This is a genomic window from Thiohalocapsa halophila (genome assembly GCF_016583825.1).
GTDB lineage: Bacteria > Pseudomonadota > Gammaproteobacteria > Chromatiales > Chromatiaceae > Thiohalocapsa > Thiohalocapsa halophila.
The window spans coordinates 142,582-155,647 of the sequence record NZ_NRRV01000001.1; the positions used below are offsets into that span (position 1 = coordinate 142,582).

Genomic DNA, 13,066 nt, shown 5'->3' on the forward strand with positions numbered 1-13,066 from the left:
TTTGAGCCGGGCCCGTGCTGACGCCAGCCCGGCGGCGGCGTGCGGCGGCCGCGCCGACCGCCGCGAGCCGTTCGACCTAGGCCGCCTCCACCAGCGGCGTGCCATGCTCGATGAGGTGCTCGAACTCGTGCCGATAGTGCTTCAAGAAGCTCTGCACCGGCATGGCCGCCGCATCCCCGAGCGCGCAGATGGTGCGCCCGCCGATGCGACCGGCGACATTGTCCAGCAAGTCCAGGTCGGACGGGCGCCCCTGCCCGTGCAGGATGCGCTCCAGCACCCGCTCCAGCCAGCCGGTGCCCTCGCGGCAGGGCGTGCACTGACCGCAGGACTCGTGGGCATAGAAGTGCGCCAGGTTGGCGAGCACCTTCACCATGCAGGTGCCCTCGGCCATGATGATGACGGCCCCAGAACCCAGCATGGACCCGGCCTTGGCGATGGAGTCGTAGTCCATGTCCGTCTCCATCATGACCTCGCCGGGCACCACGGGCACCGACGAGCCGCCGGGGATGACCGCCTTCAGCCTGCGCCCGCCGCTGACGCCGCCGGCCAGCGCCAGCAGGTCACGGAAGGGCGTGCCCAGCGGCACCTCGACATTGCAGGGCTTGTTGACGTGCCCGGTCACCGAGAACAGCTTCGGTCCGCCGTTGTTGGGGCGGCCCTGCTCCAGGAACCACTGCCCGCCCTTCTCCAGGATCACGGGCACCGAGGCCAGGGACTCGGTGTTGTTGATGGTGGTGGGCTTGCCGTACAGGCCGGCCTGCGCCGGGAACGGCGGCTTGAAGCGCGGCTGACCCTTCTTGCCTTCCAGGGATTCCAGCAGCGCCGTCTCTTCGCCGCAGATGTAGGCCCCGGCGCCGAGATGGGTGTAGAGATCGAAGTCGATACCGGAGCCCTGCAGATCCTTGCCGAGCAGGCCGGCCTGGTAGGCCTCCAGCAGCGCCTCCTCGAAGCGGTCGATGGGCTCGTAGAACTCGCCGCGGATGTAGTTGTAGCCAACCGTTGCGCCGATGCAGTAGCCCGCGATGGCCATGCCCTCGATGAGCTGGTGCGGGTTGTAGCGCATGATGTCGCGGTCCTTGCAGGTGCCGGGCTCGCCCTCGTCCGAGTTGCAGACGATGTACTTCTGCCCCGGCTTGTTGCGCGGCATGAAGCTCCACTTGAGCCCGGTCGGGAAGCCGGCGCCGCCGCGCCCGCGCAGCGCCGAGAGCTTGATCTCTTCGATCAAGGTCTCGGGCGAGGGCTTTTCGCGCAGGATGCGCTCCCATTGCACATAGCCGCCGACGCTGCGATAGGCCTTCAGCGTATGGCGGATCTTGGGCCGCAGGCGCATGGTGCGGAAGCAGACGGTGTCTTGATGGTCGACCATGGCGGATGTTGCTTGTGGCTTGTCCGGGTGGCGGCCGCGACGGCGCAGGCGCGTGGGCCGCGGTCAGTCCAGCTTGGAGATGATTTTGTCGATGCCGTCCCGCGTCACGCACTCGTGGTACTCCTGGTCCACCATGACCACGGGCGCATGGCGACAGGCACCGAGGCACTCGAACTCCTTGAGCGTGAACTTGCCGTCCTTGGAGGTCTCGCCCGGCGCGACGCCGTGGCGCGCCTCGACGTGCTCGAGCAACGCCTCGGCACCGCCGAGCATGCAGGAAATGCTATTGCAGACGCAGATCTTGTGGCGCCCCACCGGCTCCAGGTCGTACATGGCGTAGAAGGTGGCGACCTCGTAGACCGCCACCTCCGGCATGTCGAGGTAGGCCGCCACCTGATCCATGAGGTCCTGCGTGAGCCAGCCGCCGTTGTGCTCCTGCACCAGCGTCAAGGCCGGCATTACTGCGGATTGCTTCCACTCCGGCGGATATTTGCCGACATGTCGGTCGATCTCGGCGCGCAGCTCCGGCGTGAGCAGCGTGCTCTTGTCCACGTCGTGGACGACGGCGAGGGGTGCGGTGCGAAAGCTCATCAGCGGTCGATCTCCCCGAAAACGACGTCCATGGTGCCGATGATGGCCACGACGTCCGCCAGCATGTGCCCCTTGGACATTTCATCCATGGCGGCGAGGTGTGCGAACCCGGGCGCCCGGACCTTGAGCCGGTAGGGCTTGTTGGCACCATCGGAGACGATATAGCAGCCAAACTCCCCCTTTGGCGCCTCCACCGCCGCATAGGCCTCGCCCGGCGGCGGGCAGTAGCCCTCGGTGAAGAGCTTAAAATGGTGGATCAGGGCTTCCATGTCGTCTTTCATGTCCACGCGGCTCGGCGGTGTCACCTTGTAGTCGTCCACCATCACCGGACCGGGGTTGGCGCGCAGCCAGTCGATGCATTGCCTGATGATCCGGTTCGACTGGCGCATCTCCTCGATGCGCACCAGATAGCGGTCGTAACAGTCCCCGTTTTGGCCCACCGGGATGTCGAAGTCCATGTCGGCATAGGCGGCATAGGGCTGTTTCTTGCGCAGGTCCCAGGCGAAGCCGGAGCCGCGCAGCATGGGGCCCGTGAAGCCCAGGCTCAGCGCCCGCTCGGGGCTGACGACACCGATGCCCACCGTGCGCTGCTTCCAGATGCGGTTGTCCGTCAGCAGGGTCTCGTACTCGTCCACCAGTCCCGGGAAGCGGTCGGTGAAGTCCTCGATGAAGTCCAGCAGCGAGCCGCTGCGGGGCTCGTTCAGCTTGCGCACGGCGCCCTTGCCGTGCCATTGGGTGCTGGAGTCCGGGAACCGCGGCATCTGCGCCGGCAGGTCCCGGTAGACACCGCCGGGGCGGTAGTAGGTAGCGTGCAGGCGCGCCCCCGAGACCGCCTCGTAGCAGTCCATCAGGTCTTCGCGCTCGCGGAAGCAGTAGAGAAAAACGCTCATGGCGCCGACATCGAGCGCATGCGCCCCGAGCCACATCAAGTGGTTCAGGATGCGCGTGATCTCGTCGAACATGGTCCGGATGTACTGCGCACGGATCGGCGCCTCGATGCCGAGGAGCTTCTCGATGGCGCGCACATAGCCGTGCTCGTTGCACATCATGGACACATAATCCAGCCGGTCCATGTAGCCGATGCTCTGGTTGAACGGCTTGGACTCGGCGAGCTTCTCGGTGCCGCGATGCAGCAGCCCGATGTGCGGGTCGGCGCGGTCGATGACCTCGCCGTCCATCTCCAGCACCAGCCGCAGCACGCCGTGGGCGGCGGGGTGCTGGGGGCCGAAGTTCAGCGTGTAGTTGCGGATCTCAGGCATTGGCGGCTTTCCCCGTGGCGTCCTTGGCCTCGCGCGCGGCCTGGGCCTGCTCCTCGGTCAGATAGCGGCTGTCGTTGCGGATGACCTTGGGCACGAGCACGCGCGGCTCGATCTCCACTGGCTCGTAGAGTACGCGCCCTTGCTCAGGGTCGTAGCGCATGGCCACGTGGCCGCTGAGCGGGAAGTCCTTGCGGAACGGATAGCCGACGAAGCCGTAGTCCGTCAGGATACGGCGCAGATCCGGGTGGCCGCGGAAGAGGATTCCGAAGAGGTCGAAGGCCTCGCGCTCGAACCAGTCGGCGGCGGTCCAGATGTCCAGCACCGAGTCCACCATGGGCTGAGCGCCGCCGGCGTACACCTTGACCCGCAGCCGGCGGTTGTACTCCAGCGACAGCAAATGGTAGACGACGGCAAAGCGCTGCGGGTCGTCTGCGTCCAGCTCCACGTCACGGTCGACGCCGCGCCCGAAGCCGGTGGTGCTCGCCTCTTCGGTGGCCCACTCGGATTTGCCGTAGGCGGCATAGTCGACGCCGCAGAGATCGATCAGCTGCTCAAAGCGCAGTGCGCTGTCGTCGCGCAGCTGGGTGCAGACGCCCTTGACCTCGGCCGCCGGCACCGTGAGGGTCAGCTCGCCGAGGGCGGATTGCAGCTCGAATCCCTCGCCCTGCCAGCGGCTTTGCAGCACGTGCACAAGGGCATCGAGGCGGGCGTCGCCGGTGGAAGCAATGGTGTCAGACATGGAAGTGGTAGTGCCGCGTGCGCATGTCAGCGCGCGATGGTGTTGGTGCGCCGGATCTTGTTCTGGAGCTGCAATACGCCGTAGAGCAGTGCCTCCGCCGTCGGCGGACAACCGGGGACATAGACGTCCACGGGCACGATGCGGTCACAGCCACGCACCACCGAATACGAGTAGTGATAGTAGCCCCCGCCGTTGGCGCAGGAGCCCATGGAAATCACCCAGCGCGGCTCCGCCATCTGGTCATAGACCCGGCGCAGCGCCGGTGCCATCTTGTTGACCAGGGTGCCGGCGACGATCATGACATCGCTCTGGCGCGGACTGGGCCGGAAGATGATACCGAAGCGGTCCAGGTCGTAGCGCGCGGCGCCGGCGTGCATCATCTCCACGGCGCAGCAGGCGAGGCCGAAGGTCATGGGCCACAGGGAGCCGGTCCGCGCCCAGTTGATCAGCTTGTCGGCGGTCGTGGTGACGACGCCCTCGTCGAGCACGCCCTCAATACCCATGGTGCGCTCCTCCGATTCGGGGCAAATGCAGCTGTTGGGAGCCGAGGCCGACCTGCGGGCGGATCACTCCCATTCCAGGGCTCCCTTCCGCCACTCGTAGATGAAGCCGACCACGAGAATCCCTAGAAACACCGACATGGCGATGAAGCCGGCCATGCCAAGGTCTTCCAGCACAATGGCCCAGGGAAATAGGAAGGCAATCTCCAGATCGAAGATGATGAAGAGGATCGCGACCAGGTAGTAGCGCACGTCGAACTTCATGCGCGCGTGCTCGAAGGCCTCGAAGCCGCACTCGTAGGGCGAATCCTTGGCTTGATCCGGCCGGCGCGGGCCCAGCAGTGCACCCAGCACGCGCGGCACGAAGCCGATCAGCAGCGCGATGATGAGGAAAATCAGGATGTGGAGATAGTCTTCCAGCACGCGCCGCTCACTCAGTGATCTGTTGTTGTGTCGGCGCTGTATTGCACAACGCCTGGGGCGCGCGGGAGTCTAGTGCAGGGGGTGGCGGGTGTCAAGCTAACAGAGCACCCAGAAACCCTTTTCTTTCAGTAAGTTGTTGCTACAGACCCAGTCCCTGCGGGCATTGTCCGGAACGCCCGTGGGCGCCCGGTCAGAGTCGAAAATGGTGCCGACGGCCGGACTCGAACCGGCACGGCTCGCGCCACTGCCCCCTCAAGACAGCGTGTCTACCAATTCCACCACGTCGGCAAAATCGTCTTCCGGCGGGCCACCCTGGTCAGGCCATGGGGACAGGCCATGGTGGCGACGCCGGCTCAGTTCGTGCCCGTCGGCTGCTCCGCGGGAATGGGCGGCAGATCCGACCCACCGCTTTGCGGCACCGCATCCGGCGAGACCGGCACGTCCACCGGCGGCAGATCGCCACCGCCCGACCCGGCATCCGCCGCGGGCACGTCGGCCTCTGCGGCCGGCGCTGGCACCGTCGGTGCGTCGGTGTCCGCCGGCTCGGGCGCCGGCTCCGGCCCGGGGCCCATGGGTGCCGGCATCTGGACGTCGTCCATCAGGCCTTCGGGCTCGCCCACCTGCGCCGCAAAGTAGGCAAGCGCCATACTGGTCAGGAAGAACGACGTGGCCATCACCGCGGTCATCCGCGTCAAGAAGGACGCCGAGCCCTGCGAGCCAAACACCGTCGACGACGCACCGCTGCCGAAGGCGGCACCGGCATCCGCGCCCTTGCCGTGCTGGATCAGGATCAGCCCGATCAGCCCGAGGGCGAGCACCAAGTGCAATACGGTCAGGAAGAGCTGCATGATCTTCGGCGGTTCGAGTCGGTGTGGCCGGTTTTCAGCACTTAGGCAGCACTTAGACGCCGTCGTCGCCGGCCTGGCAAATGGTGATGAAATCGGTGGCCTTCAGCGACGCCCCGCCGATGAGGCCGCCGTCGATATCCGGCTGCGCAATGAGCTCGGCGGCGTTGCCGGGCTTCATGCTGCCCCCGTAGAGCAGACGCAGCCCCTCGGCGATGTTCTTGTCCCTGGCGGCGATGCGCTCGCGCACGAATGCGTGCACTTCCTGTGCCTGCTCGGGCGTCGCTGTAACACCGGTGCCGATGGCCCAGACCGGCTCATAGGCCACGATGCCGGCACCAAACGCCTCGACACCGGAGCCGCTCAGCACCGCGTCGATATGCCTGGCCACGACCTCCTCGGTCTTGCCGCTCTCGCGCTCTTCCAAGGTCTCGCCAACACAGAGGACGGGCACGACGCCGCTGGCGACTGCCTGCGCGTATTTGCTCGCGACCAGCGCATCGCTCTCACCGTTGAACTGGCGGCGCTCGGAGTGGCCGACGATGGCATAGCGACAGCCGAAGTCTTTCAACATGGCCGCCGAGATCTGGCCGGTGAAGGCGCCGCCCGCGTGCTCGGAGACGTCCTGAGAGCCCCAGGCGATGGCGCTGTCGGCGAGCAGCTGCTCAGCCAAGTATAGGTACGGGAACGGCGGACACACCGCCACATCCACCCGCTGCATGCCGGCGACACCCGCCTTGATGCCGTTTAGCAGCTCGGCGGCTTCGGCCTTGGTGCCGTTCATCTTCCAGTTGCCAGCAATCAGAGGCCGTCGCATCGGTTATCTCCCGGTGAAAAGCCGTCTAGTGTAGCTGGGCGAGGATCACCGCGCAACAATGGTTACCGGCGCCCCGCTTCCAACAGCCCGGCCGCATAGCTTACACTCCCGACCATGGCAAAGGGAAAAAAGAAAAAGTCCGCCACCGGCGGCAGCACCATCGCGCTCAACAAGAAGGCCGGTCACGAGTATCACATCGAGCAGCGCTTCGAGTGCGGGCTGGCCCTGGAGGGCTGGGAGGTCAAGGGCCTGCGCGCCGGCCGCGTCCAGCTCAAAGAGAGCTACGTCAAGATCCTACACGGCGAGGCCTTCCTGATCGGCGCCCACATCTCGCCGCTGACTTCCGCGTCCACCCATGTGACCCCGGACCCGACGCGCTCCCGCAAGCTACTGCTGCACAAGAGCGAGCTGAACCGGCTCATCGGCCAGACCGAGCGCGCCGGCTACACCTTGGTGCCCACCGCGATGTACTGGAAGCGCGGCCGCGCCAAGCTGGAAATCGGCCTCGCCAAGGGCAAGAAGCTCCACGACAAGCGCGCCACCGAGAAAGACCGCGACTGGCAGCGCGAGAAGGAGCGGCTGTTCAAACAGGGCTGACCCGGCGGCGCCGGTTTCCCGATGCGGCGGCTCGGGCTACGGTACCCGGCTGCTTTAGGCCACCTCCGCCCGCACACGATGCCGCATCATGAGCCAGAACAGCACCGCGCCGAGCAGAATGCCCACGGCGTCCGCCGCCAGCGGCAGCGTCTTGTCCACCGCCGCGGCACCACCGCCGCGAAACTCCCAATAGAGGGCGCCGCCCGCCGCCAGCGCGATGCCGAAGAGCGCGCTGCGCGCCGGCGTGAGGCCCCGCCGCCAGTCCGATGGCATGGTGTGCAGCGAGAAGTGCAGGAAGACCAGGAGCAGCACCAGGACGATGGCTGCATTGATCCACAGCGACTCCGCCGCGCCCCAGGCTGCGCGCTCGGTGGCGGCGAGCGGCGCGGCACAGGCGAGCGCCAGGATGGGCAGCGTGACAGTCATGTAGACGCGGATACAGCGCGAGCGGAAGGCGTCCACATAGGCAAGCGCCAGGATGGCGCTGCCGGCGAAGATCAGCGCCCGGGACCAGTGCGCCGCATCCAGCCCGAACAGCCCGCCCTGCGGAGACGAGACCCCGATCCCGACGAGCACGGCCGCCAGCAGCACGGTGAGCACGAAGGGCAGGCGCCGGCAGTCGGCTTGGGTTTCACTCATCGGTGGTCCTCTGCCTCCAACGGGATGAGATGGTAGGAGCGCCGCGCCGAACGCTGCGCGAAGCGGTCAGCGGGGATGGGCGATGCGCCTGACGGCGCGGCTGCGGTGTCCCGCCGCGAATAGGCTACGACTGCGGCGTCGGCTCGATCAGCCCGGCAGCCTCGCGGCACAACGCCGCATGATCGACCGTCCAGGCGAGCTCGCTGTCGTCGTCGCGGCCATGGTCGATGTGCTCGCGAAGCTCGTGCAGCTCTTCCATCCTGTTGGCTCCAGGATAAGGGCACTCGTCGGATCCATCCTAGACCGATTGCGCCGTGAGCACGACGGGCCCGGGACTTAGCCCCGCCCCGCCCGCTTGCGCTCGTGCTCCTTCAGGAAGCGCTTACGGATGCGGATCGCCGTCGGCGTCACTTCCACCAGCTCGTCGTCCTCGATGAACTCCAGCGCCTGCTCCAGGCTGAACTTGACGGGCGGCGTGAGCAGGATGTTCTCGTCACTACCCGCGGCGCGGATGTTGGTGAGCTGCTTGGCCTTGAGCGGATTCACGACCAAGTCGTTGTCGCGGGAGTGGATGCCCACCACCTGACCTTCGTAGACGGCATCCCCCGGCGAGACCAGCATGCGTCCGCGCTCCTGGAGATTGAACAGCGCATAGCCGAGCACCTTGCCCTGGGCGTTGGAGATCATGGCGCCGTTGTGTCTGGGTGCGATGCCGCCCTGGTTGGCGGGGCCGTAGTGGTCGAAGATGTGGTGCTTCAGGCCCGTGCCGGAGGTGAGCGTCATGAACTCGGTCTGGAAGCCGATGAGCCCCCGGGACGGAATCTGATAGTCGAGGCGCACTCGGCCCTTGCCGTCCGGCACCATGTCCTTGAGCTCGGCCCTTCGCTCGCCCAGCGCCTGCATGATCGCGCCCTGGCTCGTCTCCTCCACGTCCACGGTGAGCAGCTCGTAGGGCTCGCAGATCTGCCCGTCGATCTCGCGGAAGATGACCTCCGGGCGCGAGACGGCCAGCTCGTAGCCCTCCCGGCGCATATTCTCGATCAGAATCGACAGGTGCAGCTCACCGCGGCCGGACACCCGGAACTTCTCCGGATCCGTGCCCTCCTCCACCCGCAGTGCGACGTTGGAAATGAGCTCCCGCTCCAGGCGGTCCTTGAGCTGACGGCTGGTCAGATACTTGCCCTCCTTGCCGGCGAAGGGCGAGGTATTCACCTGGAAGGTCATGCTCACCGTCGGCTCGTCCACCGACAGCGCCGGCAGCGGCTCCACGGCCTCCGGGTCGCAGAGGGTATCCGACACATTCGGCGCCTCGATACCGGTGATGGCGACGATCTCGCCGGCGCCGGCGTCTTTGACCTCATAGCGCTCCAGGCCGAGGTAGCCGTACACCAGCCCGATCTTGGCCCGGTGGCGGTCGCCGTCGCGCTTGACCAGCACGATCTGCTGGTTCGGCTTGACCCTGCCGCGCTGGATGCGGCCGATGGCGATGGCGCCGACGAAGGAGCTGTAGTCGAGCGTCGAGACCTGCATCTGGAAGGGCCCCGACGGGTCAACATCCGGCGCCGGGCAGTGCGCGACGATGGCCTCCAGCAAGGGTGTCATGTCGCCGGCGGAGACCGTGTCCTCCAGCCCGGCGTAGCCGTTGATGGCCGAGGCATAGACGATGGGGAAGTCCAGCTGCGCGTCGCTCGCGCCGAGCTGGTCGAAGAGGTCGAACACCTGGTCGATGACCCAGTCCGGGCGCGCGCCCGGCTTGTCGATCTTGTTCACCACCAAAATGGGCCTGAGCCCGTGCTGGAAGGCCTTGGCCGTCACGAAGCGCGTCTGCGGCATGGGCCCCTCCTGGGCGTCCACCAAGAGCAGCACCGAGTCCACCATCGACAGCACCCGCTCGACCTCACCGCCGAAGTCCGCATGTCCGGGCGTGTCGACAATGTTGATGCGGTAGTCGGTGTCACCGAGGGAGACATCGAGCGCTGTATTCTTGGACAGGATGGTGATACCGCGCTCCTTCTCCAGGTCATTGGAGTCCATGACCCGCTCCACGGGCCCGAAGCGCTCGCCGAGGGTGCCGGACTGCTGCAGCAGCTTGTCCACGAGCGTGGTCTTGCCGTGGTCGACATGGGCGATGATGGCGATGTTACGCAGGTGATCGATCAAGGGGCCGTGAGTCCGGGGCTCGGTTCGGGCAACGAAGGCGATGGCTATGCGCGACGGCACTGGGGTTCTGCCGGGAGCGGCGCAGCGCAAGCCGGGCCGGCCCAGCAGGCATGCGCCGCGGCAGGGCTCACGCCGGGCAGCGGCCCAGTATAGCGGGAACATGGTCCTCGCGGCGCCAGTGCGCGCAAACAAACCGACAAAGGGCGGGAGTATGCGTGCCACCATGCCGAAAACAGCCACTTACAGCCCGAACCTCCAATAGTTTCTCCCCTATTACAGACAAGGCATTTGGCCGTCATAAGATCTTCGCATCCGCCAACAACCCCTGTGGACAAACCTGTGGATAGTCATTGGGGGAAGCGCCTAAACCCCGGAAAACAGGGGGCGCTCTTCGGATTGGATCATTGCTGACCAGCAACCCAAGTGATTGATTCTTAGACAATCATGACATTGCGCCGCGCGCCGTGCGGCGAGGAGGCGTGCAGCCGCTGCGCGGCGCCGCAGCTGTGAACAACCCCAGCACCGAGAACGCTGCGGGTGGCCCTTGTCAACAGCGTCACCGCACCCGGCTGACAGCAAATCCCTTAGAGTGAGGCGCCAGAGCGGCCGCCCGACTGCAATCCAGCAGCGGTCTTTCCACGGGGCAACAGCAGCGCCAGGGGCCCCAGTATCAGCGTGCTACCCAGCAGAAACAGGTGCAGGCTCACGGTACCGGCCAGCGCGGCGCCGACACCGACGCCCAGGGGCACCATCGCGGCCATCCCGGTGAGCTCATAGGACCCTGCACCGGCAATGCCGTGAAAGGGCAGCACGCTGGAGAGCTCCGCGCCAAGCACACCAGCGAGGCGCTGCCAGAGCGCCGCGTCCACGAAGTGCCCGAGCACCAGCGCAAATGCGAAGAGCTTGGCGCCCCAGGAGAGAAGGGTCCAGAGATAGAGCCGGTACAACAGCGGCGTATCCCGCGGCGCCGCGTCCAGCAGGAAGAGCAGCACATGGCGCAATCGCCCCGCAGGCAGCCGACTCACCCAACCGCTGCGGCGCACCGCGAGCCCCAGGGGCACCAGCGCCAGCCAGAGCGCGCCGAGCACGGGCCACCACCAGCCAGGCAGCCGCAGCCACAGCACCACCAGCGCGGCCAGCACGAGGCAGTGGAGATCCATGATCCGAATCCACAACAGCGAGGCGCCCGATGCCAGGAAGCCGTGCCCGAAATAGCGGTGCATGAGCCAGGGGAAGACCACCTCGCCGATGCGCATGGGCAGCAGATTGTTGGCGGTGTTGTGCAGCATCGACAGCCGCAGCACCGCCGTGAAGCGCCCCACCACCAGCGGGCCAAAGTACTCGTAGACGCGGAGCCCGCGCAGCACATAGCTCGCCGCCGTCAGGGCGAAGGCGGACACCAGCAGCGACACCGACAAGGTCTGCCAAGGCGCGATGAGCGCCCGCCAGCCCACCCGGTGCTCCACGGCGATCACGAGCCCGATCAACAAAGTGAGACCGATGAGCCAATCGCGGGCGCGCCCGAGCCGGGGCAGCCGCGACGCGCCGGACCTGCTCGGGGCGTCGCCCCGGGATGCGCCCCGCGATGCGCCCGGGCCGCTCATGTACCGAGGCTGTCCGCACCTGCCCGTGCCCGGCGCCGACGCGCGCGGCGGCGCGACACCGGATAGATCGGTGGCGCGCCCGCCGGGCGTGTCTTGAAACGCCGGTGGACCCAAAAATACTGCGCCGGCATAGCGGCCAGCCGGGCCTCGATGACTCGGTTCATGCGCGCGGTATCCGCCGCCTCATTGCCGCTGGGAAAATCCGCCAGCGGCGGATCGAAGCACAGCTCCAGTCCCTCGCCCCGCGGCAGGAAGCGCGCGAAGGTCGGGATCACAGCTGCGCCCGAGAGCCGCGCAAGGCGCCCCAGGGTGGGCACCGTCGCCGCAGCGACACCGCAGAAGGGCACGAAGATGCCCCGCCGCCGACCCGGATCCTGATCCGGCAGGTAAAAGAAGGGAACGCCCCCGCGGATGCGCCGGATCAGGCCCCTGAGATCATCGCTGCGCTCCACCGGCACGCTGCCGAAGCGCGTGCGCCCTTGCCGCACCTGGGCGTCGAAGACGGGATTGCGGATGCGCTGGTACATGTACATGCCCGGATGTACCAGGGCCGTGAAGGCGGTGCCGCCGAGCTCCAGCCCCACGAAATGCGGCACCAGCACGATCACCGGTCGGCCCGCGCCGAGACAGGCGTCGATGTGCTCGCGGTTGGCGATGCGCACGATGCGCGCGAGCCGTCGCCGCCCGGCATGCCAGCTGAGTCCCTGGCAGACGGCGGCGACGCCGAGCCAGCCGAAGTGCTCGCGCAGCAACCGGCTGCGGGCCCTGTCGTCGAGCTGCGGCTGACACAGCGCGAGGTTGGCCCGGGCCACCGCGCGCCGGCCGGGCAGCACCAGCCAGCCCAGCCGCCCCAGGGCCTGGCCCAGTGCCCAGAGGACACGGAAGGGTAGCAGCGCCAACAGGGAGAAGACTCCGACCGCGAGCCACGCGGGCCACTGCTGCGGTGCCGCCAAACCCCGGCTCCGGGGCACCGGCCGGCTACTCGAGCCAGGCGCGTTCGATGCGCTCGACATAGGGGAGATCGGCGAGCCGCTGCAGGACGAAGGCGAAGTCCGGACCCTGGGTGTTACCCAGCACCAGCACTTGATCAGGCCCGCAGCCGATGCGCCCCGGCGAGTGCGGCTGGAAGCGCGCACTGTCGTCGATGGCCTGCACCTCGGCGACAAAGCGCTCTCCGACCGGGATACAGAGCTCATAATCCAAGGCCACCTTGCCGCCGGGCGGCCCGACGAGGCCATCGGCATCGATTTCGCACAGATCAAAGCCGATCACACCGAGAACAGGTCCCTGCGGCTCCACGGCCGCCGCAGCGACCGCGACGAGCGCCAGCACCGCCGCGAGCACCGACGCTGCCGCCCCCGGCGGGCAGCCGCCGGCGCCGCCGCGTGGACTGGGATCGCGTCGCGCCGAGTCTGCCGGGATCTGGGCTGTCACGCAATCACAAGGCATGGGTGCACCGGAACAGGGCAACAACAGGGCACAACAGGGCGACATAGGGATGGCGCGATGTTCGACGCAATGCCGGC

Annotated in this window: 15 protein-coding genes and 1 tRNA gene; 1 reads left to right on the forward strand and 15 read right to left on the reverse strand. The window is 67.2% G+C overall.

The genetic code is table 11. The features are described from left to right. Positions 1–76 precede the first annotated feature (76 nt). The 9 genes from nuoF to tpiA form a co-directional block, all read right to left on the reverse strand. Positions 77–1,366 (reverse strand): NADH-quinone oxidoreductase subunit NuoF, encoded by a 1,290-nt coding sequence (gene nuoF, locus CKO31_RS00660; RefSeq protein WP_200233019.1) that lies wholly within the window; start codon positions 1,364–1,366, stop codon positions 77–79. Between the two features lie 63 nt (positions 1,367–1,429). Next, positions 1,430–1,957 (reverse strand): NADH-quinone oxidoreductase subunit NuoE, encoded by a 528-nt coding sequence (nuoE, locus tag CKO31_RS00665; protein ID WP_200233020.1) that lies wholly within the window; start codon positions 1,955–1,957, stop codon positions 1,430–1,432. After that, positions 1,957–3,216: an NADH-quinone oxidoreductase subunit D gene (locus CKO31_RS00670; protein ID WP_200233021.1), complete on the reverse strand. Its 1,260-nt coding sequence runs from the start codon at positions 3,214–3,216 to the stop codon at positions 1,957–1,959. Before CKO31_RS00670 ends, nuoE begins: the two co-directional genes overlap by 1 nt. Continuing rightward, a complete protein-coding gene (locus CKO31_RS00675) occupies positions 3,209–3,955 on the reverse strand; it encodes an NADH-quinone oxidoreductase subunit C (protein ID WP_200233022.1) in 747 nt (248 codons plus the stop codon). The genes CKO31_RS00670 and CKO31_RS00675 overlap by 8 nt, the downstream gene beginning before the upstream one ends. Before the next feature lie 26 nt (positions 3,956–3,981). After that, on the reverse strand, positions 3,982–4,458 hold the full coding sequence (locus CKO31_RS00680; RefSeq protein WP_200233023.1) for a NuoB/complex I 20 kDa subunit family protein: 477 nt from the start codon (positions 4,456–4,458) through the stop codon (positions 3,982–3,984). A 63-nt stretch (positions 4,459–4,521) separates the two neighbouring features. After that, a complete protein-coding gene (gene ndhC, locus CKO31_RS00685) occupies positions 4,522–4,878 on the reverse strand; it encodes an NADH-quinone oxidoreductase subunit A (protein ID WP_200233029.1) in 357 nt (118 codons plus the stop codon). Positions 4,879–5,081: 203 nt separating this feature from the next. Continuing rightward, positions 5,082–5,166, reverse strand: a tRNA-Leu gene (locus tag CKO31_RS00690). Between the two features lie 65 nt (positions 5,167–5,231). Further along, positions 5,232–5,726 carry a preprotein translocase subunit SecG gene (gene secG, locus CKO31_RS00695; RefSeq protein ID WP_200233032.1) on the reverse strand — a complete coding sequence of 165 codons (495 nt, stop codon included), beginning with the start codon at positions 5,724–5,726 and terminating at the stop codon, positions 5,232–5,234. A 52-nt stretch (positions 5,727–5,778) separates the two neighbouring features. Next, positions 5,779–6,540, reverse strand: a complete 762-nt coding sequence (tpiA, locus tag CKO31_RS00700; protein WP_200233035.1) for a triose-phosphate isomerase — start codon at positions 6,538–6,540, stop codon at positions 5,779–5,781. Between the two features lie 114 nt (positions 6,541–6,654). Here tpiA and smpB point away from each other — a divergent pair, with 114 nt between their 5' ends. Then, positions 6,655–7,137 (forward strand): SsrA-binding protein SmpB, encoded by a 483-nt coding sequence (smpB, locus tag CKO31_RS00705; protein ID WP_200233043.1) that lies wholly within the window; start codon positions 6,655–6,657, stop codon positions 7,135–7,137. A gap of 54 nt (positions 7,138–7,191) precedes the next feature. On the opposite strand, the gene CKO31_RS00710 is transcribed toward smpB, so the two are convergent. The 6 genes from CKO31_RS00710 to CKO31_RS00730 form a co-directional block, all read right to left on the reverse strand. Continuing rightward, entirely contained in the window at positions 7,192–7,776 is a 585-nt protein-coding gene (locus CKO31_RS00710; protein WP_200233045.1) for a hypothetical protein, read from the reverse strand. A gap of 124 nt (positions 7,777–7,900) precedes the next feature. Beyond that, positions 7,901–8,035 (reverse strand): hypothetical protein, encoded by a 135-nt coding sequence (locus CKO31_RS27120; RefSeq protein ID WP_274607660.1) that lies wholly within the window; start codon positions 8,033–8,035, stop codon positions 7,901–7,903. A gap of 77 nt (positions 8,036–8,112) precedes the next feature. Then, the gene (gene typA, locus CKO31_RS00715) at positions 8,113–9,936 is read right to left on the reverse strand and encodes a translational GTPase TypA (protein WP_200233049.1); all 1,824 of its coding nucleotides are present in this window, start codon (positions 9,934–9,936) and stop codon (positions 8,113–8,115) included. Between the two features lie 584 nt (positions 9,937–10,520). Then, positions 10,521–11,540: a lysylphosphatidylglycerol synthase transmembrane domain-containing protein gene (locus tag CKO31_RS00720; protein WP_200233053.1), complete on the reverse strand. Its 1,020-nt coding sequence runs from the start codon at positions 11,538–11,540 to the stop codon at positions 10,521–10,523. Continuing rightward, the gene (locus tag CKO31_RS00725) at positions 11,537–12,493 is read right to left on the reverse strand and encodes a lysophospholipid acyltransferase family protein (protein WP_242475036.1); all 957 of its coding nucleotides are present in this window, start codon (positions 12,491–12,493) and stop codon (positions 11,537–11,539) included. Before CKO31_RS00725 ends, CKO31_RS00720 begins: the two co-directional genes overlap by 4 nt. 25 nt (positions 12,494–12,518) lie before the next feature. Next, the gene (locus CKO31_RS00730; RefSeq protein ID WP_200233055.1) at positions 12,519–12,884 is read right to left on the reverse strand and encodes a hypothetical protein; all 366 of its coding nucleotides are present in this window, start codon (positions 12,882–12,884) and stop codon (positions 12,519–12,521) included. Between the last annotated feature and the right edge of the window lie 182 nt (positions 12,885–13,066).